The sequence below is a fragment of the Labrys sp. F242 genome (assembly GCF_057813875.1).
Genome location: NZ_JBVASG010000001.1, coordinates 167,562 through 190,772, shown reverse-complemented (window position 1 = coordinate 190,772; position 23,211 = coordinate 167,562). Strand labels below are relative to the sequence as shown.

Genomic DNA, 23,211 nt, shown 5'->3' with positions numbered 1-23,211 from the left:
GCAAGACGATCGGGCGAATTCTGATGCCCGGACAATATTCGGGGCCAGCGCTGACCCGCGCGGTTTTGATTTTGTTTAGGACGTGCAGAAAAACAATTGCATCCCTGCTCAAATTGCGTTCAATTTGGGAACGGATCGTGTCGAATCTGCCAGCCGGCAAGTGGTGGTCCTCCCTGCACGGCAACAGTGGCAGGCGACCGAACGGGCTCCAGCGATGCGAATCCGCCAGGGTTTTTGCAGATGTTTATTCTAGATACTATGTTGAAGCGCCTGATTAAAAAGGGTGCACTTACGGTTATTGATCCCGAAGGCCACGTTCATACCTACGGATCTGATCAAGGTTTTTCCAGCACGATACGAATCGAGGACAAGGCGACAGCCTGGAAGCTACTCACCAACCCGGAACTGGAGGTCGGCGAAGCTTTCATGGATGGCCGGCTCGTCATCGAGAAGGGCGACGTCTATGAGATGCTTGCCCTGTTCATGCAGAATATCGGCTGGTCTGTTTCGATCGGGCCATTGAGTAACATTGCCTCCGCCGCTCGCAAGATCGGCCGGCGCATTGCTCAGTATAATCCGGCCGGAAAGTCGAAGAACAATGTCGCCCATCACTACGATCTGAGGGACGAATTGTTCGACCTCTTCCTGGATGTGGATCGGCAGTATAGCTGCGCCTATTTTCCCAGCCTCGACATCACGCTGGAAGAAGCGCAGGCTTACAAGAAGCGGCATATCGCCGCCAAGCTGCTGCTGAAACCAGGCGTGAAGGTCCTCGACATCGGCTCGGGCTGGGGAGGCATGGGCCTCTACATCTCCGAGGTAACCAAGGCTGATGTCACCGGCATCACCCTGTCGGAGGAGCAGCACCGGGTTTCCAACGCCCGGGCTCAGGCCGCCGGCATCGCCGACCGTGTGCGCTTCGAACTGATCGACTACCGCGCTCTCGACCGGAAATTCGACCGCATCGTCTCGGTCGGCATGTTCGAGCACGTCGGCGTCAATCATTACGATGCCTATTTCCGCAAGATCGCCGCGCTGTTGAGCGATGACGGCGTGGGCCTCGTGCATGCCATCGGTCGGTCGGACGGGCCCGGCGCCACCAATCCGTGGATCCAGAAATATATCTTCCCGGGCGGCTATTCGCCGGCGCTGTCGGAAGTCTTGCCGGCAATCGAACGCGCCGGCCTGATCGTCACCGACATCGAGATCCTGAGGATCCACTATGCGGAGACGCTCAAGCATTGGCGCGAGCGCTTCAACCACCACCGCGACCAGATCCGCTCCTTCTATGATGACCGATTCTGCCGGATGTGGGAGATGTATCTGGCGGCCTCCGAGGCCACCTTCCGGTGGGGCGGCCACATGGTCTTCCAGATCCAGGTGGCCAAGTCGATCAACGCCGTGCCGCTGACGCGCGACTATATAGGCGACGCCGAACGCCGATTGCCGCTCGATCTGCAGCCGGTTCCCGCGCCGGCCCGCGAGGCGGCCGAGTAGGCGCAGGAGCATCATCCGCCCCCGCTGGATCGGATGATGCTCGGAATTAAAAAAGGCAGACGCGTCCTTCCGATCCAACCGGATCGAAAAGACGCTCTCGCAACCGATCATCGATGGCGGGTCGCCAGAGCATAAACCCAAAGAGTTGCACGACTTTTTGGACAAGACTATGCGTTCAAGCAGAGACTTGATGAACATGATCCGATCGTCTTGATCGGATCATGTTCCAGAGAACGCCATTCAAGCCATTTACAAGAAGAGGCGGGTCTTCGGGCCCGCCTCTTCTTTCCGCTCTATGAAACAGGAAGCCGCGATCGAGCTTCCGGAAAGCCGTTATGACCCAGTCCGAACAGGCCAGTTCCGCACTGAGCCCCCACGAGATACGCTCGATCATCATCGGCGTGCTGGTGGCGATGTTCCTTGCGGCGCTCGACCAGACCATCGTCGCCACGGCGATGCCGACGATCGGCCGTGTGCTCGGCGATTTCGAGAATCTGCCCTGGGTCGTTACCATCTATCTGCTGACCTCGACGGCGGTGACGCCGCTCTATGGCAAGATGGCTGATATCAACGGCCGACGCGTAACGCTGCTGGTGGCGATCGGCACCTTCATGGCGGGCTCGATCCTGTGCGCCCTCGCCCCGACCATGCTCACCCTGATCCTGGCGCGGGCCCTGCAGGGCCTCGGCGGCGGCGGGCTGATCTCCCTGGCACAGACCATCATCGCCGATATCATTCCGCCGCGGGAACGGGCTCGTTACCAGGCCTATTTTGCTACCGTCTTCGTCGCCTCGAGTATCGCCGGGCCTGTGCTCGGCGGCTTCATGGCCGAAAAGCTCCACTGGTCGGTGATCTTCTGGATCAATCTGCCGCTCGGCCTGCTCGCCTTCGGGATGACGAATTCCGTGCTCAAGAAGCTGCCGCGCCATGAAAGGCCGCATAAGCTCGATTTCCTCGGCGCGGGGCTGATGGCCGTGGCGACCATCGCCCTGCTGCTCGCCCTCAGTCTGGGCGGCCCGCATTATGCCTGGACCTCGGCGCCGATCCTCGGGCTGTTCGGCCTCTCGGTCCTATTCTGGATCGCCTTCGTCATTCGCCTGCGCACCGCGCCCGAGCCGCTGATCCCTACCGAAATCCTCGCCAATCCGGTGGTGGCGGCAGGTACCATCGCCGCCTGTTTCGGCATGGGCGTGTTCATCGGCATGACGATCTACATGCCGATCCTCCTGGAAGGCGTCTATGGGTTGACGGCCAGCCAGTCGGGCCTGGCCTTGATACCGATGATGGTCGGCACCGTCACCGGGGCAACGCTGTCTGGCCGCTTGATGGCGCGCATAACGCACTATAAGCGCCCGCCATTGGTCGGTCTCGCCGTCTCGACCCTCGCCTTCGCCCTGATCTCGATCAACCCGCAGGCCCTCCCGCTGGCGGTGCTTGAAATCCTGCTGACGTTAGCCTCGCTGGGCATCGGCACCATGCTGCCGGTCACCACGGTTGCGATCCAGAACGCCGTGCTGCAGCATCAGATGGGCACGGCAACCGGGGCCATGAACTTCTTCCGTTCGCTCGGCGGCGCCTTGATCGTGGCGGTGTTCGGGGCGATCGTGATGGGAGGCCTGCCGGCTGACCTCGCCGCCAACGTCACCATCGAGACGCTGGCGACATCGATCGCCGTGGCCGGCAGCGATATCGGCTCGGTGTTCCGCTGGGTATTCCTGGCCGCCGCGCTCGGATCGCTCGCCACGCTCTGCGCCCTGTTTCGCATGGAAGAGCGGCCGTTGCGGACCAAGGTCGAGCCGGCTTCGATGGCGATGGAGTGACCGCCCGAGCGCTTTGCGGTCTCGTGGAATCACCGGGAATCGCAAAACGCGCCGACGCACATTCGAAAGCAAAGAGCCATTTCCGCCTGAACGCGTTTTGCTTTCGTGCCAATCGCCTCTTTTCATGCCCGCAACATGCTGTAAAAGCGCTTCCAGTCTCTTTCGGATCCCCCAGCCATGAGCCCTAATTTGAGCGTCCACGACAAGGCCGAAATCCTTTCCGAAGCCCTGCCCTACATGCAGCAGCACGACGATGCCACCATCGTCGTCAAATATGGCGGCCATGCCATGGGCAGCGAGCAGGTTGCCCGCGACTTCGCCCGCGACATCGTGCTGCTCGAACAGGCCGGCCTCAATCCGGTGGTGGTGCATGGCGGCGGCCCGCAGATTTCGGAAATGCTGGAACGTCTCGGCATCAAGTCCGAATTCGCCGCCGGCCATCGCATCACCGACGCCGCCAGCGTCGAAGTGGTCGAGATGGTGCTGGCCGGCTCGATCAACAAGCAGCTCGTCGGCTTCATCAACGCCGCCGGCGGGCGTGCCGTCGGGCTATCAGGCAAGGATGGCCGCATGCTCACCGCCAAGAAGGCGACGCGCACGGTCTACGATCCCGATTCCGCCATTGAGAAAGTTGTCGATCTCGGCTTCGTGGGCGAGCCCGACAAGGTCGACACCACCGTGCTCGACCAGATCATCCATTCCCAGATCATCCCCGTCCTGGCACCGGTGGCGGCGTCGGATGATGGCGGCACCTTCAACGTCAATGCCGACACCTTTGCGGGCGCCATCGCGGGGGCGCTCGGCGCGACTCGCCTTTTGCTGATGACCGACGTGCCCGGCATCCTCGACAAGGACAAGAACCTGATCGAGGAAATCGACGTGGAAGGCATCCGCCGCCTGATCGCCGACGGCACCATCACCGGCGGCATGATTCCCAAGGTCGAAACCTGCATCTATGCGCTCGAAAAGGGCGTCGAAGCGGTTGTCATCATGGACGGCAAGGTGCCGCACGCCGTGCTGCTGGAACTTCTCACCAATCACGGCGCCGGCACGCTGATCCGGCGCTGAGGCGCTTCGTCAAGTCCTGGGAGAGCGGACATCACGACATGCTTTCATGTCGTCGAGATGTCCGCTCTCCCAGGAACCGGCAATCCATCCTTAACTTTGCCACCGGATGCTGCGATAAGGATGGTAGAGACGAGCATGGATCAGAGCGTAGCCACAATCAGGGAAAAGCTGTCGGCGGATTTCGCCCATGTCGACACATGGGTCTTCGATCTCGACAATACGCTCTACCCCCACCACGCCAATCTGTGGGAGCAGGTCGACAACCGCATCACCACCTGGATGGCGAATTACTATGGCGTCGATGGCCTCACCGCGCGCGGGCTGCAGAAATACTACTATCAGCGCTATGGCACCTCGCTGCGCGGCCTGATGATCGATGAAGGCGTGGACCCCGCGCATTTCCTCGAATTTGCCCATGACATCGACCATTCGCCGCTGGAGCCCAACCCGCTGCTCGGCACGGCGCTCAGCCTGCTGCCCGGCCGCAAGCTGATCTTCACCTCCGGCACTACCCGGCACGCCTTGAACATCGTCAAGCGCCTGGGTGTCGAGGAGCATTTCGCCGATGTCTTCGACATCGTCTCAGCCGACTATCTGCCCAAGCCCGCCGCCGACACCTATGCGAGCTTCTTCGCCCGCCACGACGTCGACCCGGCCCGTGCTGCCATGTTCGAGGATCTTTCGCGCAATTTGATCGTGCCGCATGATCGGGGCATGCGCACCGTGCTGGTCGTGCCCAAGCACAATGCCGAGATCGTGCGCGATGCCTGGGAAATCGAGCGCGTCCAGGCCGAGCACATCGACTACATCACGGACGACATTGCCGGTTTCCTGACCGATCTGTCGGCTTCGCTCTGAAGCACCGCTGCTGGCAATCTACCAAATAATACCGAAATAATCGGCTTGCCCGCTTGGCGAGGGCGCCCGCCCGTTGCATTGTCGGCCGGGTCAGGCCGCTCCGGCTTTCCCTCAGGGCGGCTTCCACCGCACGGGGTTGCATGATGCCCTTACCTCAGCCCGATATGACGGGCCTCCTCATTCGTATCCCACGCCTGATCCGGGCCCTGCTCGTCGCCGCTTTAGCCAGCAGCGGCATCCTCCTGCTGGCAAGCGGCGCGCAGGCGGCCGTCCGGGGCTATGCCACCGCCAATGTCAATCTGCGTGCCGGACCCGGCACCCAATATCCGGCCGTCACCACCTTGCGTCCAGGCGAATCCGTGCTCATCCATGGCTGCCTGAGCGACCGATCCTGGTGCGATATATCGGTGCGCGGAGAGCGGGGCTGGTCGGCGAACAAATATCTGTCCGCTGCGGCGAACCGCAATGTCGGTATCGGCGCGCTGGCGATCCCCGCCATCGTCTTCAGCTATGCCTATTGGGACCGCTATTATGCGCGGCGTCCCTGGTACAACACCTGGTGGGGCCATGGCCGACCGCGGCCGCCGCATCACGGGCCGGGCTGGCGCCCGCGTCCGCCCGTCATAGGCCCGCCCGGGACACGTCCTCCGGTGGTCCGCCCTCCTGGCGTTCGTCCACCTGGCGTTCGCCCGCCCGGCGTCCGGCCACCTCATCATGGCGGCCCGCGTCCGAAGCCGGTCTTCCGCCCCGGCCGGCCGGGAAGGCCGATCGGCAGCACGCGGCCGATTATTCCGCAATGAGGGCAGCGTCACTCACCCGGGGTGGTGGCTGTCGAAAAAAAGAACGCGATCCTTGTCATTGCCGGGCTTGACCCGGCAATCCAGTCTAGCGCTGTGAATGCCGGACGTCTGGATGCCCCGGTCAAGTCCGGGCATGACAAACACTGATGCTTCTATTGTTGCAAATCAGAGGCTTCAATCAGCCACGAAGCGCTCACGCATCCGCGTCGAAACAGGCGCGGATGCCTTCGCGATAAGTCGGATAGCGCAGCGCATAACCCAGCTCCTCGCGGACCCGGCGGTTCGAGACGCGCTTGTTCTCGCCGTAGAAGGAGCGGCCCATCGGCGTCATCTGCGCTTCGTCATAGGCGATCTCGGCCGGCGGCGACACGCCGAGCAAACCGGCCGCGTAGGTGACCACATCCTGGGGGGGCGCCGGCTCATTGTCGGTGACGTTGAAGGCGGGCCCCGCGTCGGGTTTCTCCATGCCGGCCGCAACCGCACCCGCGATGTCCTCGACATGAATGCGGTTGAACACCTGTCCCGGCTTGACGATGCGCCGGGCAGTGCCCCGCTTCAAATTGACGACGGCGTTGCGTCCCGGCCCGTAAATGCCGGCCAGCCGGAAAAGCTGCACCGGCACGTCCCTGCCACGGCCAAGATCGAGCCATTCCTTCTCGACATCGACCCGCATGGCATTGCGCTCCATGGTCGGGCGCAGCGGCGCGGTCTCGTCGATCCAGGCGCCCCCGGCATCGCCATAGACCCCGACGGTGGAGAGATAACCGATCCATTGCAGCTTCGGTGCCTGCCGCAGGGCGGCACCGAAATGCCGCAATACGGAATCGCCGTCATCATCGGGGGCGATGGACGTGAGGATATGCGTCGCCTCGGCAATGGCGGCATCGACCGCCGGCGAGCCTGCCAGGCCGTCATAGGCCAGACGCGTGGCACCAGGCAGCTCCGGCAATTTCTCGTGGGGCGCCGACGAGCGGAAGGTACCAGTGATCTTGGCGAAGCGGTCGCCGTAGCGAGCTGCAAAATGCGAGGCGGTGTAGCCGAGGCCGAAGATCAGGAGATTCATGCAATACATTCCCGCCGTTTCGGGGGGCGGGTCTTCAGACCCGCCAGTCTCCCTTCCGGCCTCACGATAAAGGCGGGTCTGAAGACCCGCCCCTCATTACTGTCCGAGCCCGTCGAAGAAATCACGGACCTTGGCGAAGAAACCGGCGCTTTCTGGCTGTGTCTCCTTCGACGACTGCTCGTCGAACTCCGCCAGCAATTCGCGCTGGCGGCGCGTGAGATTCTTGGGTGTCTCGACAAAGAACTGGACATACATGTCGCCATGCTCGCGCGCACGAAGCACCGGCATGCCCTTGCCGCGCAGGCGCACCTGCCGCCCGGTCTGCGTACCTTCGGGCACTGCCACCTTGGCTTTGCTGCCATCGACGGTGGGCACCTGGAACTCTCCGCCGAGGGCGGCCGTCACCATCGAAATCGGTACGCGGCAATGTAGATCCGCGCCGTCGCGCTGGAAGAATTCGTGCGAAGCCAGCGACAGGAAGATGTAGAGATCGCCCGAAGGCCCGCCCCGCGCGCCGGCCTCGCCCTCATTGGCGAGACGGATGCGCGTGCCGTCCTCCACGCCGGCGGGAATATTGACCGAAAGGGTGCGCTCGCGCGTGGTGCGGCCGGCACCGCCGCAGGAAGGACAGGGATTGTCGATGACCTCGCCACGGCCCTGGCAGGTCGGGCAGGTGCGCTCGATAGAGAAGAAGCCCTGGGTGGCGCGCACGCGGCCATGGCCGGCGCAGGTTCCGCAGGTCTTGGGCTTGGACCCAGCCTTGGCACCGGAACCGGAACAGGAATCGCAGGTGACGGATGTGGGGATCTTGATGGTGGCGGTCTTGCCGTTGAAGGCCTCCTCCAGCGTGATCTCCATGTTGTAGCGCAGATCCGCGCCGCGCTCGCGCCCGCCCGAATTGCTGCGCCCGCGGCCGCGCCCGGCCAGATCCTCGAAGATATCGTTGAAGATGTCGGAGAAGGAACCGAAGCCACCGCCTGCGCCGAAACCGCCGCCTCCGCCTCCCATGCCGCCCTGCTCGAAGGCGGCGTGCCCGAAGCGGTCATAAGCCGCGCGCTTTTGCGGATCCTTCAGGGCTTCATAGGCCTCGTTCACTTCCTTGAACTTGGCCTCGGCATCCTTGTCACCGGCATTGCGGTCGGGATGGTGCTTCATCGCCTGCTTGCGGAAAGCAACCTTGAGTTCGACTTCGGTTACTTCGCGAGTAACCTCGAGCACTTCGTAATAGTCACGCTTGGCCATCGGAATCGCTCAAAGCACCCCAGCGAAGGCGTTTTGCGATGGTGGAATCACCGAGACCGCAAAGACGCGTTGAAATAACGAGTTCGAGCACTGTGCGTTTCCGCTGGAACACACTCTGCTCTGGAGGTGTGCGAAAGCCCCCGCCATATCCGATACAGACCTTTCGGCCTGCATCGTTTGGCGAGGGCTCGCACAAGATCGTCGAAGATTACGCACGCTTCTTGCTGTCGTCGACTTCCTCGAAGTCGGCGTCAACAACATCGTCATTCTTCGTACCGGCTTCGTCGCCCGGGGCGCCCGCGGCCTGCTGCTGATAGAGGGCTTCGCCCAGCTTCATGGCAGCCTGCTGCAGATCGTTGGTGCGGGTCTTGATCAGCTCGACATCCTCGCCTTCCAGCGCGGACTTGAGCGCGGTAACCGCTGCCTCGACGGTCGACTTGTCGGCCTCGGAGATCTTGTCGCCAAGCTCCTTGATCGACTTCTCGGCCTGGTGCACCGCCGCATCCGCATGGTTGCGGACCTCGACGAGCTCGCGCCGCTTCTTGTCTTCCTCGGCATTGGCCTGGGCGTCCTTGACCATCTTCTCGATGTCGGCATCGGAAAGACCGCCGGAAGCCTGGATGCGGATCTGCTGCTCCTTGCTCGTCGCCTTATCCTTGGCCGAGACATTGACGATGCCGTTGGCGTCGATGTCGAAGGTCACCTCGATCTGCGGCATGCCGCGGGGCGCCGGCGGAATGCCGACGAGGTCGAACTGGCCGAGCGCCTTGTTGTCCTGGGCCATTTCACGCTCGCCCTGGAAGACGCGGATGGTCACGGCCGTCTGGCCGTCCTCGGCGGTCGAGAAGGTCTGGCTCTTCTTGGTCGGGATCGTGGTGTTGCGCTCGATCAGGCGGGTGAAGACACCGCCCAGCGTCTCGATGCCCAGCGACAGCGGGGTCACGTCGAGCAACAGCACGTCCTTGACGTCGCCCTGCAGCACGCCGGCCTGGACCGCGGCGCCGATGGCGACCACTTCGTCCGGGTTGACGCCCTTATGGGGCTCCTTGCCGAAGAACTGCTTCACGACTTCCTGGATCTTGGGCATGCGGGTCATGCCGCCGACCAGCACCACTTCGTCGATCTGACCAGCGGCCAGGCCGGCATCCTTCAAGGCCTTGCGGCAGGGCTCGATGGTGCGCTGGACGAAATCGTCGACCAGGCTTTCGAACTTGGAGCGCGAGAGCTTGAGCGCCAGATGCTTCGGACCCGAAGCGTCGGCGGTGATGTAGGGCAGGTTGATCTCGGTCTGCGCCGTGGAGGACAGCTCGATCTTGGCCTTCTCTGCTGCTTCCTTCAGGCGCTGGAGAGCGAGCTTGTCCTTCTTGAGGTCGATGCCCTGCTCACGCTTGAACTCGTCCGCCAGATACTCGACCAGGCGCATGTCGAAGTCCTCGCCACCGAGGAAGGTGTCGCCATTGGTCGACTTCACCTCGAACACGCCGTCGCCGATCTCCAGGATCGAGACGTCGAAGGTGCCGCCGCCGAGGTCATAGACCGCGATGGTGCCGGCCTTCTTCTTGTCGAGGCCATAGGCGAGCGCAGCCGCCGTCGGCTCGTTGATGATGCGCAGCACTTCGAGGCCGGCGATCTTGCCGGCATCCTTGGTGGCCTGGCGCTGGGCGTCGTTGAAGTAGGCGGGAACGGTGATGACGGCCTGCGTCACCGGCTGGCCCAGATGAGCCTCGGCCGTTTCCTTCATCTTCTGCAGGGTGAACGCCGAAATCTGCGACGGGGAGTAGGACTTGCCGTCCGCCTCGACCCAGGCATCGCCATTGTTGGCCTTGACGATCTTGTAGGGCACCAGGCCGATGTCCTTCTTGGTCATCGGATCGTCATAGGTGCGGCCGATCAGGCGCTTGATCGCAAAGAAAGTGCGCTCAGGGTTGGTGACAGCCTGGCGCTTGGCCGGCTGGCCCACGAGGCGCTCACCATCATCGGTGAAAGCCACGATGGAGGGCGTGGTGCGCATGCCCTCGGAATTCTCGATGACCCGGGCACTCGTGCCCTCCATGACGGCTACGCACGAATTGGTGGTGCCGAGGTCGATACCAATAACTTTAGCCATAGTTTCTCATCCTTCCTATTCAGCAGACCGACGCGCCCCGAAGCAGCAGCGCCTAGGCCGGGAAAGCCCTCAGGAACCCGGCCGGTCCCTATCGGAAACCCCGTGATTGCGTTGGGATTAATCACGGGTTCGGCGGGTATATAAGGGGGGCTTTCACGGGCCGCAAGGCGCGAAAGCTGCCTGTCCGCTAAGGAATTTGCGTCTTCGTCACAATTCTTCGATGAAGTGCCCGGCCGGGTCCGGCTGGGACGAGCCAACAGGCGGTATAGCGATACATCAGCCTTTCTCCATGGTCACCCGGTTTTGGTGAGCTCCATCCGCCTCCAGCAGGCAACGCCGCCCCGGCGGCCGCACACAAAAAACTTGACTATAACAATTATGTTATATAACATAATTGTTATAAATAAAACTCGGTCACCTCCATGCCCCACCTCGACGACACCTTTGCGGCCCTGTCCGATCCGACTCGCCGGGCGATCCTCAGCCGCCTGGCTCTCGGGGAGGCGACGGTGATGCAGCTGGCGGAACCCTTCGCGATGACGCAGCCCGCCGTCTCGCGCCATCTCAAGGTTCTCGAAGGCGCCGGGCTGATCGTCCGCCGCGCCGAGGGGACGAAGCGGCCCTGCCGGCTCGCCCCGGAAGGCATCGCGGCCATCGACCAATGGCTGGGCATGCTGCGCAAGGCCCTGGCCCGCAATTACGACCGGCTGGACGTGCTCCTGGCCGCAGGACTTCCCGAAAAAGAAGAGGACAACCCATGACCAAATTGACGATCCGCACCGAAGGCGACACCCATGTCGTGGTCGCCAGGCGCTTCGCCGCCTCCCCCGAGGCGGTCTACCGCGCCCACACCGAGCCCAAACTCATCCAGAAATGGATGCTGGGGCCTGATGGATACACCATGCCGGTCTGCATCAGCGAGGCCCGGCCCGGCGGCAAGATCCGCTTCGAATGGCAGGACGGCTCCGGAGGCGGTTTCTCGCTGACGGGCGAATATATCGAGCTCGAGCCTCACAGCCGCATCGTGCATGTCGAGCGCATGCACCTGCCCGACCCAACGCCCGACAACCGTGTCGAGACCCGCTTCGAAGCGGACGGCGCGGGCACGCTGATGACCTTGCGCATGACTTTGCCGAGCGCAGAGGTGCGCGAGCAGATGCTGGCGACCGGCATGGAGCATGGCATGGAAGCCAGCTATGTCAGGCTCGAAGGCATTCTGTGAGGGGCGGCAAGACAGGCTTCCGGATGCACCCTCAATCCACCAATTGCCCCACGATCATGTGCGCCGTCGCGGCATTGAGGGCCATGGGGATGTCATAGACCAGGGCAAGCCTGGTCAGGGCCTTGACGTCGACATCATGCGGCAGGGGCGAGAGCGGATCGACGAAGAAGAACAGGCCATGGACCTGCCCCTCGGCGATCAAGGCGCCGATCTGCTGGTCGCCGCCGAGCGGCCCGCTCTTCAGCGGGGTCAGCGACATCTCCGGACAGGCGGCCAATATGCGGCCACCTGTCGTGCCGGTGGCAACGAGGTTGAAGCGCGCCAGAATGGCCCGGTGCGTGAGCGCGAACTCGACCATTTCGTCCTTCTTGAGATCATGCGCGACGAGCGCCAGAGTGCGCCTGACCAGCTTCGACATCGGGTATCCTCATTTCAGATCGGCGTTTCCCATCTGATTCCATGTGAAAATCTGGGGCAACCGCACAACGCCTCTTCTCAATAGCGCAATCGGCGTGCCATGTTGACCATAAGGTCTGCATGGGAAGCCTTTCTCACGCGGCCTCCATCCAAGAGCGAGAACAAGCGCGGGAGAGCGTGATGAAATCGACCCTTCTTGGCCTGGCTGCCCTGCTGGCAGCCGGCGTTGCGGGATTTGGCACGGCACAGGCAGCCGACAAGCCCGGTCCGGCGGTCATCTATGATTTGGGCGGCAAATTCGACAAGTCCTTCAACGAGGCGGCCTATGACGGGGCCGAGCGCTGGAAGAAGGAAAGCGGCAAGACCTATCGCGAGTTCGAAGTCACCAACGCCTCGCAACGCGAGCAGGCGCTGCGCCGTTTCGCCAAGGATGGCAACAACCCCGTTATCGTGATGGGCTTCAGCTATGCCGACGTGCTGGAAAAGGTAGCCAAGGCCTATCCCAAGGTGAATTTCGGCATCGTCGACAGCGTCGTCGATTTGCCCAACGTCGCTTCTTACGTCTATCGGGCCGACGAGGGCTCCTACCTTGCCGGCTATCTCGCCGCCAAGACCAGCAAGACCGGCACGATCGGCTTCATCGGCGGCATGGACGTGCCCCTCATCCGCAATTTCGGCTGTGGCTACGCGCAGGGCGCCAAAGCCGCCAATCCCCAGATCAAGGTCATCCAGAACATGACCGGCACCACGCCCGCCGCCTGGAACGACCCGGGTCGCGGCGCCGAGCTGACCAAGGCGCAGATCTCGCAAGGGGCCGATATCGTCTATGCAGCGGCCGGCCAGACCGGTATCGGTGTCCTGCAGGCAGCCGCCGATGGCGGCAAGCTCGGCATTGGCGTCGATTCCAACCAGAACGGCCTGCATCCCGGCAAGGTGCTGACCTCGGTGCTCAAGCGCGTGGACGAAGCGGTCTATCAGGGCTTCAAGGACGGTGAGGCCGGCCAGTTCAAGCCGGGAACGCATGTGCTCGGCATCAAGGACAATGGCGTCGCCCTGGCCATGGACGACAACAACAAGCCCCTGATCGACGAGGCCAACAAGGCCGCGATCGCGGCGGTGACCAAGGACATCGCCGACGGCAAGGTGGTGGTGCACAATTACGAGAAGGACAATGTCTGCCCGGTGAACTGAGCGAGCGGCAGACTGATTTTCATGGCGTAAAAGGCGGGTCCAAGGATCTAACGCAGTTCACTTGAACGTCTTCGAGTTAGCACGACCTTTGTCATTGCCGGGCTTGACCCGGCAATGACAATTCGGAGCGTTTGTTCCTTAAGTGAGCCGCATTAGGTCCAAGGATCCGCCTTTCGCCCATGACCTACCGTTTTCGCCGATCCGGGATCGGCCCCCTATTGCTCCCGCGAGGCTCCCTTTGCCAACTGCCCTCGAACTGAAGCAAATCGACAAACGTTTCGGCCCCGTCCACGCCAACAAGGCGATCGACCTCGTGGTCGAGACAGGCACCATCCACGGCATCATCGGCGAGAACGGCGCCGGCAAATCCACGCTGATGTCGATCATCTACGGTTTCTACGAGGCCGATAGCGGCGAGACCCATGTCAACGGCACCCGGAAGGCGATCCGCTCCTCGCAGGATGCCATCGATGCGGGCATCGGCATGGTGCACCAGCATTTCATGCTCGTCGATCCCTTCACCGTGCTGGAGAACGTCATGCTCGGCGCCGAGGGCGGCGGCCTGCTGGCGAGAGGACGCGACCACGCTCGTACCGAACTGGCGCGGCTGGAGGAAAGCTATCACCTGGAGGTCGATCCGGATGCCGTGGTGGGCGAACTGCCCGTCGGCGCCCAGCAGCGCGTCGAGATTCTCAAGGCGCTCTATCGCGGCGCCGATATCCTCATCCTGGACGAGCCGACGGGCGTGCTGACGCCCGCCGAAGCCGACCAGCTCTTCGAAATCCTGAAGGTCCTGCGCGAGCAGGGCAAGACCATCCTGCTGATCACCCACAAGCTGCGCGAGATCATGGCGATCACCGATCGCGTCTCGGTGATGCGGCGCGGCGAGATGGTGGCCACCGTCGACACCGCCAAGACCAACCCCACCGAGCTCGCCGAGCTGATGGTGGGCCGCCGCGTACTGCTGCGCGTCGACAAGGCGGAGGCCAAGCCCGGCGACGTCATCCTCGAAGTGAAAAACCTCACGGTAAAGGACGAGAAGGGCATCACCCGCGTCGACGACGTCTCCTTCACCGTGCGGTCCGGCGAGATCGTCGGCGTCGCAGGCGTGGCCGGCAACGGCCAGTCGGAGCTGCTCGAGGCCATTGCCGGCATCCGGCCGGTCCATTCGGGCGAAATCAGGCTGCGCGGCGCCAATACCGCCGCGGCGGACCCGGCGGAGCTGCGCGAGCTCGGCCTGGCCCATGTGCCCGAGGACCGCATGAAGATGGGCCTCGTCAAACCCTTCGCGGCCTATGAGAGCGCCATCCTGGGCTACCAGAAGGACCGCAAGCTCGGCAGCGGCCCCTTCCTCAATTACCGGCGCATCATCGCCGACCTCACCGACAAGATGGAACGCTTCGACGTGCGTCCGCGCGACCCGAAGCTGAAGACGGCCAATTTCTCGGGCGGCAACGCCCAGAAGATCGTGCTGGCCCGCGAGATGGAGCGCGATCCCGCCTTGCTGATCGTGGGACAACCGACCCGTGGCGTCGACATCGGCGCCATCGAGTTCATCCACCGCCGCCTGATCGCCATGCGCGACGCCGGCAAGGGCATTCTGGTGGTTTCGGTCGAGCTCGACGAGATCATGGGCCTGTCCGACCGCATCCTGGTGATGTGCGGCGGACGCGTCACCGGCGAATGCCTGGCCAAGGATGCCACGGAGAACGGACTCGGCCTGTTGATGGCCGGCGTGTCGGGGGAGGCGGCATGAGCGGTCAGACCACCACGCCATCAGCCCTTCTGGGCGCGCTCTTCTCCAGGCGCAGCAGCGCCAGCCTCGTCACCCTGCCCTGGTGGGCCGACACCGTCGTGCTGCCGCTGCTCAATGTGGTGGTGGCCTTCCTCGTCTCCGGCATCGCGGTCTGGGTCATCGTGGGCGCCGATCCGCTGACGGTCGGCGTCACCATGATCACGGGCGCATTCGGCGACGCCAACGCCGTGGGGACAACGCTCTATTACGCCACCACCTTCATCTTCGCCGGCCTTGCCGTGGCCGTCGCTTTCCATGCCGGCCTGTTCAATATCGGCGTGGACGGGCAAGGCCAGATCGCCGGCATCGGCATCGCCCTCGCCTGCCTGCATCTGGGCAGCGTTCCCTGGTTCCTCGCCATTCCGCTCGGCATGATGGCCGGCATGCTCTTCGGCGCCGCCTGGGCCTTCATTCCCGGCTATCTGCAGGCCACGCGCGGCAGCCACGTCGTCATCACCACCATCATGTTCAACTACATCGCCACGGCGCTGGTGCAGTATCTCCTGGTGAACGTGATGATGAAGCCGGGCTCCGGCGAGCCGAAATCCGAGCTCTTCGCCGATTCGACCGGCCTGCCGCAGATCAGCGATATCCTGGCAGGCATCGGCATCCAGCTCGACCTCACGCTGGTCAATCTCGCCTTCCCGATCGCGCTGCTTGCCGCCATCCTGGTCTGGGCCCTGATCTGGCGGACCCGGCTGGGCTACGCCATGCGCACAGTCGGCCACAACAAGACCGCTGCCGTCTATGCCGGCATTTCCCCGGCCAAGATCATCGTCATCGCCATGTTGATCTCGGGCGCCCTGGCCGGCCTGATGGGTACCAATGTGCTGATGGGTGAACAGCACCGCATGATCATCGACTACACCGCCGGCGCCGGCTTCATCGGCATCGCCGTCTCGCTGATGGGTCGCTCCCATCCCGCCGGCATCGTGCTCGCCTCCATCCTGTTCGGCGCGCTGATCCAGGGCGGCCAGGAACTCTCGTTCGAAAACCCCGTCTTCGACAAGAACATGATCGTGATGATCCAGGGCATCATCATCCTCTTCGTCGGCGCCCTCGAACTGATGTTCCGGCCGCAGCTCGCCATGCTGTTCCAGCTCTTCACCCCTGCCTCCAAGGGAGCATGACGCCATGGATACCGTGATCATGCTGGCCAGCGTGGCGGCCGCCGCCATCCGCATCTCCACGCCCTATCTGCTGTGCGCCCTCGCCGGCCTCTATTCGGAACGTTCGGGCATCGTCGACATCGGCCTCGAAGGCAAGATGCTGGTGGGCGCCTTCGCAGCCGCGGTCACCGCAGCGACCTATGGTTCGGCCTGGCTCGGCCTCGTCATGGCGATCATCGTCTCCATCGGCTTTGCACTGCTGCACGGCATTGCCTCCATCCGCTATCGCGGCAACCAGATCGTCTCGGGCGTCGCCATCAACATCCTGGCGCTCGGCTTGACCGCCTTCATCGGCAATGCCTGGTATGGCGAGGGCGGGCGTACCCCCAGCCTGAGCGGCGCCGCGCGCTTCCAGCCGATCGAGCTGCCGGGGGCGGAGGCGATCAGGAGCGTGCCGGTGCTCGGCCAGCTCTATGCGGACGTGCTGTCGGGCCATTCGATCCTGGTCTATTTCGCCTTCGCCTGCGTCCCGGTAACGGCCTGGATCCTCTACAAGACCCGCTTCGGCCTGCGCCTGCGCGCCGTCGGCGAGAACCCGCAAGCCGTCGACACCGCCGGCATCTCGGTGGCCTGGCTGCGCTATCGCGCCGTGCTGATCTGCGGCCTGCTCACCGGCGTCGCCGGCGCCTATCTCTCCACCGCCGATTCGGCCGCCTTCGTCTCCAACATGACGGGCGGGCGCGGCTATATGGGCCTGGCCGCCCTGATCTTCGCCAAATGGCGGCCCTGGCCGGCGCTCGGCGCCTGCCTGCTCTTCGGCCTGCTCGATGCCATCTCGATCCGCATGGGCTCGAGCTTCGTGATCGCCGGCATGCGGGTGCCCTCCGAGTTGATCTCGGCCCTGCCCTATATCCTCACCGTGTTCATGCTGGCCGGCTTCGTCGGCGCGGCGACGCCCCCCAAGGCCGCGGGCGTTCCCTATCTCAAGGAACGCTGATGGACGCGCTCGCGGATCTGTTCGAGGCTGCCAGAGCCGTGCGCGAGAAGGCGCATGCGCCCTATTCTCGCTTCAAGGTGGGAGCGGCCATCCGTGGCCGCTCGGGCCGGATCTATGCCGGCTGCAATGTCGAGAACGCCGCCTATCCGGTCGGTGCCTGCGCCGAAGGCGGCGCCATCTCGGCCATGGTGGCGGATGGCGAGACGGGAATCGCCGAAATCCTGGTGCTGGGCTGGACCGATGCCCATCCCGAAGCTCCCGGCCTGACCACGCCCTGCGGGGGCTGCCGCCAGCGCATCCGCGAATTCGCAAAGCCGTCGACTTCAATCCATGTCGCCGGCCCCGAAGGCATCCGCCGCAGCTTCACGCTCGACGAGCTGCTGCCCGAGAGCTTCGGCCCGGAAAATCTGGGTTGATCGATTAGATCGACACCAGGTCGAGGAAACTGGCTGCCAGCAGCAGGACGGTGGCGACGGCAAGCGTCAGCCCGACCCAGAACTGGGCCCTGTCTTCGGCTGATATGCCGCCCTTGAGAACCATCTGCATGCGCTCGATCATCAAACAACCCACCTCGAAACCGGGTCATGATGAAAGCGTCGCAGGTGCTCCGGCGTTAACGCGGCGCGAATTCGCCGCGCCGTCTGGAATCATGGTTGAGAAGAGGTGAGCGGGTCTCCGGGTGCGCAAGCATCTTGCCCGCTTCTCCCCTCGGCCGGGGCGACGCCCTTCCAAAAGCAGCCGTGCATCCAAGATGCCCATAGGCGCTAACTTTGGGTGGTGGCACCAGTTTGGAGGGTCGATCTCCAGATCGACCATCTTGGAAATGTCGAGCGAGTTAAAGGACAAAGGTGGTCGATCTCGCTCCATCAATTGATGGAGCTGTGGAGATCGACCCTCCACGCTACCGGCGCCTCTGGCCGCAACGTTAGCGCCTAGGGGCAAGATGCCCGCGCACCCGGAACTACAAAAACGACTTCCCGGCCCCCTGCCAGTCCAGCCTGAGATGCTCCGCCACGCTGGCAGCCATGTCGGCGAAGCTGTCCCGCCGCCCGATCGGTCCCGTGCGCTTGCCGAGGCGCGCCAGCACTGGCACGAATTCGCGCGTGTGGTCCGTTCCCGTCCAGGACGGGTCGCAGCCATGGTCGGCCGTGATGATCAGGAGGTCATCCTCGCCCAGCCGCGAGAGGATCTGCGGCAGCCGCATGTCGAATTGCTCCAGGGCACCGGCATAGCCGGGAATATCCCGGCGATGGCCATAGAGCGTATCGAAATCGACATAGTTGGCAAAGAGCAGGCCGCCTTCGGGCAGGCGCCCCATCGCTTCGAGCGTGCGATCGATCAAGGCATCGTTGCTCGGGCCCTTGACGCTCTCGCCAGTGCCGCGATGCGCGAAGATGTCGCCGATCTTGCCGATGGTGATGACGCCCCGTCCGGCGCGTTCGGCCACATCCAGCAGAGTATCGGTCGGCGGCGGCACGGCATAGTCACGCCGGTTGGCAGTGCGCGTGAAGCCACCGACGGCATCGCCGACGAAAGGCCGCGCGATCACCCGGCCGATGTTGAGATGGTCGACATGGCGGCGGGCGATCTCGCACAGGGACAGCAGCCTCTCCAGCCCGAACGCCTCCTCATGAGCAGCGATCTGCAGCACGCTGTCGGTGGAGGTGTAGAAGATCGGCTTGCCGGTCTCGATACTCTCGGCGCCGAGTTCGGCAATGATCTGCGTCCCCGAGGCATGGCGCTGGCCGAGCACGCCGGGAAGCTCGGCTTCCTTGACGATGGCGGCGATCAGGCGGGCGGGAAAACACGGCACTTCCTTGGGGAAATAGCCCCAGTCGAACGGCACGGGATAGCCGGCGATCTCCCAATGGCCCGAGGGCGTGTCCTTGCCCTTGGAGACCTCGGCCGCATAGCCCCACAGGGCCTCAGCCACGCCGCCTTCCAGGCCGGGCGGCAGCGTACCCGTTGCCGCTTGCGCAGCCACGCCAAGGCCAAGGCTGGCCAGCACGGGCAGGCGCAGAGGCCCGGTGCGATGCTCGTTTTCGCCCGCCCGCCCCGCCGCACAGGCGGCGGCGATATGGCCGAGCGTATCGGCCCCCGCATCACCATAGTGTTCGGCGTCTTCGGCTGCGCCGATGCCAAAGGAATCCATCACCAGAAGGAGCGCGCGACCCATCTCAGCTTCCTCCAATGCGTTCGAGCACCGGCGGCAGGGCTTCCTCACCCTCTCCGGTGCGATAGGCCGCTCGCAGGCCAGCCGCTGCGGCCTCGGCCGCCGCGTCGCTGCGAGCATGCACGAAACCCAGGGGACGGTCGGGCCCGACCTCGGCGCCAAGCTCCGCCAGCCCGGTGAGGCCCACGGCGTGGTCGATGGCATCCTGCGGGCGGGTGCGTCCTCCGCCCAAGGCCACCACGGCGAGGCCGACGACCCGCGTATCGATGCTGCCGACCCTCCCCGCTTGCTCGGCGAAGACGGGCTTCACCACCGGCGCAGCCGGCAGATAGCGCTCGGGCTGCTCGACGAAATCGGCCGGGCCGCCCAACACCGAGACCATGCGGGCGAAATGTTCGGCCGCCCGCCCGCTCGCCAGGGCCTGCTCGATGCGGGCCTGACCCTCGGCGGTGTCGCGGGCAAGCTTGCCGAGCACCAGCATCTCGGCACACAGGTCGACGGTGACTTCGAGCAGGCGCACGTCCCGATGCGCCCCGGTGAGAAAATCCACCGCGTTGCGGACTTCCAGGGCATTGCCGGCGGCGCTGGCAAGAGGCTGATCCATGGCCGTGATCAGCGCGGTGGTCGGCAATCCGGCGCCCGTGGCGACGGTCGCGATCGATTCGGCCAGCTCGCGTGAGCCCTCCAGCGTCGGCATGAAGGCGCCCGAACCCGTCTTCACATCCATCACCAGGGCCTGCAGCCCGGCCGCGAGCTTCTTCGACAGGATCGAGGCGGTGATCAGCGGGATCGATTCGACCGTGGCCGTGACGTCTCGGATCGAATAGACGGTCTTGTCGGCCGGAGCGAGGTCGGCGGTCTGGCCGATGATCGCGGTGCCGGCCTCGCGCACGGCGCGGCGGAACAGGGCGAGGTCGGGCTGGGTCGCATAGCCCGGAACCGAATCGAGCTTGTCGAGAGTGCCGCCGGTGTGGCCGAGGCCGCGGCCTGAAATCATCGGCACGAAGCCGCCGCAGGCCGCCACCAGCGGCCCGAGCATCAGGCTGACATTGTCGCCGACGCCGCCGGTCGAGTGCTTGTCCACCACCGGCCCCGGCAGGTCGAGGCCGCGCCAGTCGAGCACGGTGCCGGATCGGGTCATGGCCCGCGTCAGCGCGATGCGCTCGTCCATCGCCATGCCGCGGAAGAACACTGCCATGGCAAAGGCCGCGACCTGGGCATGGGTGACGCTGCCGGCGACCAGCCCTTGCACGAAACTCTCGATTTCGGCCGCGGATAGAGCCGCGCCATCGCGCTTCTTGCGGATGATTTCCTGGGGAAGAAGGGTCACGAACTGGGCTCCCTGGAGCAGAACGGGGTCAAGCTGAATGCATCCTTGCGATCCCTGGCTGATAGGCCAGATCGCAAAACGCCTTGGCGGCCCCGTCCCTGCGTGGCCTTTCGATTTCGGGCCGCGACGATAGCCTCCACGATCCACGAAGGAAAGTCATGCGAAGGAAAGTGTCCGAGCGTTTACAAATCTATTGCGAGCTGACCTAAGCCCCGGTGCCCTGACGATGCCGTCCCACGCCCTGTTCCCCCTCGAACTGGCCAGCATCCGGCGGGCATGCCACAATCGATCCGGTGCTGCCGTGAATCCGGGATGGGGCGATGATCCGGCGTTGCTTGATGTTGTTGTGTCTGTTCTGGCTGGCCAGCGCCACGGCGGCGGTCGCCGACAAGCGTGTCGCGCTCGTCATCGGCAATGGCGACTATCGCACGCTCGGCCGTCTCGCCAATCCCGTGGCCGATGCCGACGCCATGGCCGCACTGCTGGCCGGAGGAACGCTCGGCTTCAAGGTGATCCGCGCCACGAATGCCGACCACGCCGTCATGCTGCGGGCGATGGCCGAATTCGGCAATGAAGCCACCGATGCCGATATCGCGCTGGTGTTCTATGCCGGCCACGGCATGCAGGTCGACCAGCGCAATTTCCTCATTCCCATCGGCGCCGACATCAAGAGCCGCGTCGATCTCGCCACCCAGACGGTCAGGCTCGACGACATCAGCGACATCCTGAGCGCCTCGGGCGCCAAGGCCAAGATCCTGCTCGTCGATGCCTGCCGCAACAATCCCCTGCCGGCGAGCGCAAGCCGCGGCGCCTCGCGTGGCCTGGCTCGTCTCGACGCCGCCAGTACCGGCACACTGGTCGCCTTCGCCACAGGCCCCAATGCCGTCGCCGATGACGGGGATGGCACCCATTCCCCTTTCGCGGCCGCCTTGCTGAAGCGGTTGCCCGAAGCCGGCATCGAGATCCGGCGGATGCTGGCTCTGGTGCGCCAGGACGTTCATGCCGCGACGAACCAGCGCCAGACGCCCTGGGTCGACGAGGCCCTGCTCGGTGATCTCTATCTCGGCGGGAGCGCTGCCCCGGCCACGCCGCCCGGCACCGCACAGCCGCTCCCAGCAATTCCGGTGAGCCCGTCCCTCGACAAGGCCGACATGGCGGCCTGCAGCGATCTCGGCATCGATCCCACGCCGATCAAGCTCGAAGCCTATCTCGACAATTTTCCCAAAGGCTATTGCGCCGCATCGGTGCGCCGGCGGCTGGATGCCCAGGCCAAGCTCACGGGTGGGCAGGCCCCGATCGCCACCTCACCTCAGTCCGAACCGGCTCGATCCAACCTGCCGCCCTATACGGTCTCGAGTTATTGGGACCATAACGGCTCGCGCGTCGCTCTTTCAGCCAGCGAAGGCAATCGCCTGTTCTATTACGAGGCACCCCGACCAGGCCTTGCCGAGGCCGGGGTGCGCAAGGGAGCACTGCTGTTCAAGGGAACGGCCAGCGGCGGCGTCTACCGCGGCCAGGCCTATGTCTTCTCGCGCGAATGCGGACCGATCTCCTACCGAGTCGAAGGCTCGTCTGCCGGGGAACCGCCGACCATCACTCTGCGTGGAAAGGTGCCCCGGCGTGCCAAGGACTGTGCACAGACCGGCTGGCGCGACGACACACTGGTGTTTCGCTACGATTCGGCGGTGCAATAGCAAGCGCTACCCTGGCTGCCAGCCGATCGGTGGTCCGACAAGACCGCTTGAGTCCTTTTTAAGGGGGCAACATCGCGCCCACGACCCTCCCCCCGCTTTCGGCTGCGGGATTGCTATGTTAAGGGGAGGCCGTGGTGCGGGCAGGCTCGCCTGTTCGGCCACGCGATTTTGACTGGTCGATGAGGACTGAGACGCAATGGCGGAACGCCGTTCGAGCTTTGAATATGAAGATCTCCTCGCCTGCGGGCGCGGCGAGATGTTCGGACCCGGCAATGCGCAATTGCCCCTTCCCCCCATGCTGATGTTCGATCGCATCCCGGAGATCTCCGAGACCGGCGGACCGAACGGCAAAGGCTGCGTACGTGCCACGCTCGAGGTCAAACCGGATCTGTGGTTCTTCTCCTGCCATTTCCAGGGCGATCCGGTGATGCCGGGCTGCCTCGGCCTCGACGCCCTCTGGCAGATGACCGGCTTTTTCCTGGGCTGGCTCGGCCAGTCCGGACGGGGCCGCGCCCTCGGTGTGGGAGAGGTCAAATTTACCGACCAGGTGCTGCCCAGCGTCAAACAGGTCGAATATGGCGTCGATCTCAAGCGGGTTTTCAAGGGTAAATTGATTCTCGGCATCGCGGATGGCTGGCTAAAGGCCGATGGCCGTACCATCTATGAAGCCAAGGATCTGCGCGTCGGCCTGTTCCAAGCTTGAGTTCCAGGCCTGATTTCTGGCCTCCACGCGGTGCGGATCGAGCGCATTTCCGGTCGAGCCGGTCATTGGCTTGCCTATTGCAATGTGCTTTGAAACATGCAGGGTGCGGCCCCGACGACGCTCGA

At 64.0% G+C, this 23,211-nt stretch carries 21 protein-coding genes; 14 read left to right on the top strand and 7 right to left on the bottom strand.

Features of this window, described 5'->3' with window-relative positions:
- The first annotated feature begins 240 nt into the window (after positions 1–240).
- The 5 genes from ACZYTC_RS00905 to ACZYTC_RS00885 all read left to right on the top strand — a co-directional run bounded on the left by ACZYTC_RS00905 (position 241) and on the right by ACZYTC_RS00885 (position 6,043).
- Positions 241–1,497 (top strand): cyclopropane fatty acid synthase, encoded by a 1,257-nt coding sequence (locus ACZYTC_RS00905; RefSeq protein ID WP_488988697.1) that lies wholly within the window; start codon positions 241–243, stop codon positions 1,495–1,497.
- A 335-nt stretch (positions 1,498–1,832) separates the two neighbouring features.
- Complete coding sequence (locus ACZYTC_RS00900; RefSeq protein ID WP_441770219.1) at positions 1,833–3,317, top strand: MDR family MFS transporter; 1,485 nt, start codon at positions 1,833–1,835, stop codon at positions 3,315–3,317.
- A 177-nt stretch (positions 3,318–3,494) separates the two neighbouring features.
- Entirely contained in the window at positions 3,495–4,385 is an 891-nt protein-coding gene (gene argB, locus ACZYTC_RS00895; RefSeq protein WP_149253841.1) for an acetylglutamate kinase, read from the top strand.
- Positions 4,386–4,520: 135 nt separating this feature from the next.
- Entirely contained in the window at positions 4,521–5,243 is a 723-nt protein-coding gene (locus tag ACZYTC_RS00890; protein WP_434957951.1) for a pyrimidine 5'-nucleotidase, read from the top strand.
- Between the two features lie 140 nt (positions 5,244–5,383).
- Positions 5,384–6,043 carry an SH3 domain-containing protein gene (locus ACZYTC_RS00885; RefSeq protein ID WP_441770218.1) on the top strand — a complete coding sequence of 220 codons (660 nt, stop codon included), beginning with the start codon at positions 5,384–5,386 and terminating at the stop codon, positions 6,041–6,043.
- Positions 6,044–6,236: 193 nt separating this feature from the next.
- Here ACZYTC_RS00885 and ACZYTC_RS00880 read toward each other — a convergent pair whose 3' ends face one another.
- From ACZYTC_RS00880 to dnaK, 3 genes are all read right to left on the bottom strand, one after another.
- Complete coding sequence (locus tag ACZYTC_RS00880; RefSeq protein WP_488988696.1) at positions 6,237–7,106, bottom strand: SDR family oxidoreductase; 870 nt, start codon at positions 7,104–7,106, stop codon at positions 6,237–6,239.
- Between the two features lie 96 nt (positions 7,107–7,202).
- Entirely contained in the window at positions 7,203–8,348 is a 1,146-nt protein-coding gene (gene dnaJ, locus ACZYTC_RS00875; RefSeq protein ID WP_441770217.1) for a molecular chaperone DnaJ, read from the bottom strand.
- Positions 8,349–8,556: 208 nt separating this feature from the next.
- Positions 8,557–10,455 (bottom strand): molecular chaperone DnaK, encoded by a 1,899-nt coding sequence (gene dnaK, locus ACZYTC_RS00870; RefSeq protein WP_441770216.1) that lies wholly within the window; start codon positions 10,453–10,455, stop codon positions 8,557–8,559.
- A 422-nt stretch (positions 10,456–10,877) separates the two neighbouring features.
- Between dnaK and ACZYTC_RS00865 the strand changes: the two genes are divergently transcribed.
- Together ACZYTC_RS00865 and ACZYTC_RS00860 are read left to right on the top strand one after the other, a co-directional pair.
- A complete protein-coding gene (locus tag ACZYTC_RS00865; RefSeq protein ID WP_488988695.1) occupies positions 10,878–11,216 on the top strand; it encodes an ArsR/SmtB family transcription factor in 339 nt (112 codons plus the stop codon).
- Positions 11,213–11,677, top strand: coding sequence for an SRPBCC domain-containing protein (locus tag ACZYTC_RS00860; protein ID WP_488988694.1), 465 nt, complete (start codon positions 11,213–11,215; stop codon positions 11,675–11,677). The genes ACZYTC_RS00865 and ACZYTC_RS00860 overlap by 4 nt, the downstream gene beginning before the upstream one ends.
- A gap of 31 nt (positions 11,678–11,708) precedes the next feature.
- Here ACZYTC_RS00860 and ACZYTC_RS00855 read toward each other — a convergent pair whose 3' ends face one another.
- Positions 11,709–12,095 (bottom strand): methylglyoxal synthase, encoded by a 387-nt coding sequence (locus ACZYTC_RS00855; protein ID WP_488988693.1) that lies wholly within the window; start codon positions 12,093–12,095, stop codon positions 11,709–11,711.
- A 179-nt stretch (positions 12,096–12,274) separates the two neighbouring features.
- Here ACZYTC_RS00855 and ACZYTC_RS00850 point away from each other — a divergent pair, with 179 nt between their 5' ends.
- The 5 genes from ACZYTC_RS00850 (at position 12,275) to ACZYTC_RS00830 (ending at position 17,602) form a co-directional block, all read left to right on the top strand.
- A complete protein-coding gene (locus tag ACZYTC_RS00850) occupies positions 12,275–13,285 on the top strand; it encodes a BMP family lipoprotein (RefSeq protein ID WP_434957959.1) in 1,011 nt (336 codons plus the stop codon).
- A 238-nt stretch (positions 13,286–13,523) separates the two neighbouring features.
- On the top strand, positions 13,524–15,041 hold the full coding sequence (locus tag ACZYTC_RS00845) for an ABC transporter ATP-binding protein (RefSeq protein ID WP_488988692.1): 1,518 nt from the start codon (positions 13,524–13,526) through the stop codon (positions 15,039–15,041).
- Positions 15,038–16,210 carry an ABC transporter permease gene (locus ACZYTC_RS00840; RefSeq protein ID WP_434957961.1) on the top strand — a complete coding sequence of 391 codons (1,173 nt, stop codon included), beginning with the start codon at positions 15,038–15,040 and terminating at the stop codon, positions 16,208–16,210. The genes ACZYTC_RS00845 and ACZYTC_RS00840 overlap by 4 nt, the downstream gene beginning before the upstream one ends.
- Positions 16,211–16,214: 4 nt before the next feature.
- On the top strand, positions 16,215–17,186 hold the full coding sequence (locus ACZYTC_RS00835) for an ABC transporter permease (RefSeq protein ID WP_488988691.1): 972 nt from the start codon (positions 16,215–16,217) through the stop codon (positions 17,184–17,186).
- Positions 17,186–17,602, top strand: coding sequence for a cytidine deaminase (locus ACZYTC_RS00830; RefSeq protein WP_434957963.1), 417 nt, complete (start codon positions 17,186–17,188; stop codon positions 17,600–17,602). The genes ACZYTC_RS00835 and ACZYTC_RS00830 overlap by 1 nt, the downstream gene beginning before the upstream one ends.
- A gap of 4 nt (positions 17,603–17,606) precedes the next feature.
- Here the strand turns inward: ACZYTC_RS00830 and ACZYTC_RS00825 are convergent, their stop codons facing one another.
- The 3 genes from ACZYTC_RS00825 to deoA form a co-directional block, all read right to left on the bottom strand.
- On the bottom strand, positions 17,607–17,744 hold the full coding sequence (locus ACZYTC_RS00825) for a hypothetical protein (RefSeq protein WP_187829587.1): 138 nt from the start codon (positions 17,742–17,744) through the stop codon (positions 17,607–17,609).
- A 403-nt stretch (positions 17,745–18,147) separates the two neighbouring features.
- Positions 18,148–19,362 carry a phosphopentomutase gene (locus ACZYTC_RS00820; protein ID WP_488988690.1) on the bottom strand — a complete coding sequence of 405 codons (1,215 nt, stop codon included), beginning with the start codon at positions 19,360–19,362 and terminating at the stop codon, positions 18,148–18,150.
- Between the two features lies 1 nt (position 19,363).
- On the bottom strand, positions 19,364–20,689 hold the full coding sequence (gene deoA / locus ACZYTC_RS00815) for a thymidine phosphorylase (RefSeq protein WP_488988689.1): 1,326 nt from the start codon (positions 20,687–20,689) through the stop codon (positions 19,364–19,366).
- A gap of 320 nt (positions 20,690–21,009) precedes the next feature.
- On the opposite strand from deoA, the gene ACZYTC_RS00810 reads away from it, so the two are divergent.
- Together ACZYTC_RS00810 and fabA are read left to right on the top strand one after the other, a co-directional pair.
- Complete coding sequence (locus ACZYTC_RS00810) at positions 21,010–22,383, top strand: caspase family protein (protein ID WP_488988688.1); 1,374 nt, start codon at positions 21,010–21,012, stop codon at positions 22,381–22,383.
- A gap of 196 nt (positions 22,384–22,579) precedes the next feature.
- The gene (fabA, locus tag ACZYTC_RS00805) at positions 22,580–23,086 is read left to right on the top strand and encodes a 3-hydroxyacyl-[acyl-carrier-protein] dehydratase FabA (protein WP_434957967.1); all 507 of its coding nucleotides are present in this window, start codon (positions 22,580–22,582) and stop codon (positions 23,084–23,086) included.
- The last annotated feature ends 125 nt before the right edge of the window (positions 23,087–23,211 follow it).

Coding starts and splice junctions, on each gene's coding strand:
- ACZYTC_RS00825 (WP_187829587.1), bottom strand. CDS start 17,744: ATGATCGAGCGCATGCAGATGGTTCTCAAGGGCGGCATATCAGCCGAA.
- dnaJ (WP_441770217.1), bottom strand. CDS start 8,348: ATGGCCAAGCGTGACTATTACGAAGTGCTCGAGGTTACTCGCGAAGTA.
- argB (WP_149253841.1), top strand. CDS start 3,495: ATGAGCCCTAATTTGAGCGTCCACGACAAGGCCGAAATCCTTTCCGAA.
- ACZYTC_RS00865 (WP_488988695.1), top strand. CDS start 10,878: ATGCCCCACCTCGACGACACCTTTGCGGCCCTGTCCGATCCGACTCGC.
- ACZYTC_RS00820 (WP_488988690.1), bottom strand. CDS start 19,362: ATGGGTCGCGCGCTCCTTCTGGTGATGGATTCCTTTGGCATCGGCGCA.
- ACZYTC_RS00855 (WP_488988693.1), bottom strand. CDS start 12,095: ATGTCGAAGCTGGTCAGGCGCACTCTGGCGCTCGTCGCGCATGATCTC.
- ACZYTC_RS00900 (WP_441770219.1), top strand. CDS start 1,833: ATGACCCAGTCCGAACAGGCCAGTTCCGCACTGAGCCCCCACGAGATA.
- fabA (WP_434957967.1), top strand. CDS start 22,580: ATGGCGGAACGCCGTTCGAGCTTTGAATATGAAGATCTCCTCGCCTGC.
- ACZYTC_RS00885 (WP_441770218.1), top strand. CDS start 5,384: ATGATGCCCTTACCTCAGCCCGATATGACGGGCCTCCTCATTCGTATC.
- ACZYTC_RS00830 (WP_434957963.1), top strand. CDS start 17,186: ATGGACGCGCTCGCGGATCTGTTCGAGGCTGCCAGAGCCGTGCGCGAG.
- ACZYTC_RS00880 (WP_488988696.1), bottom strand. CDS start 7,106: ATGAATCTCCTGATCTTCGGCCTCGGCTACACCGCCTCGCATTTTGCA.
- ACZYTC_RS00890 (WP_434957951.1), top strand. CDS start 4,521: ATGGATCAGAGCGTAGCCACAATCAGGGAAAAGCTGTCGGCGGATTTC.
- ACZYTC_RS00860 (WP_488988694.1), top strand. CDS start 11,213: ATGACCAAATTGACGATCCGCACCGAAGGCGACACCCATGTCGTGGTC.
- dnaK (WP_441770216.1), bottom strand. CDS start 10,455: ATGGCTAAAGTTATTGGTATCGACCTCGGCACCACCAATTCGTGCGTA.
- ACZYTC_RS00835 (WP_488988691.1), top strand. CDS start 16,215: ATGGATACCGTGATCATGCTGGCCAGCGTGGCGGCCGCCGCCATCCGC.
- ACZYTC_RS00850 (WP_434957959.1), top strand. CDS start 12,275: ATGAAATCGACCCTTCTTGGCCTGGCTGCCCTGCTGGCAGCCGGCGTT.
- ACZYTC_RS00905 (WP_488988697.1), top strand. CDS start 241: ATGTTTATTCTAGATACTATGTTGAAGCGCCTGATTAAAAAGGGTGCA.
- ACZYTC_RS00810 (WP_488988688.1), top strand. CDS start 21,010: ATGATCCGGCGTTGCTTGATGTTGTTGTGTCTGTTCTGGCTGGCCAGC.
- ACZYTC_RS00840 (WP_434957961.1), top strand. CDS start 15,038: ATGAGCGGTCAGACCACCACGCCATCAGCCCTTCTGGGCGCGCTCTTC.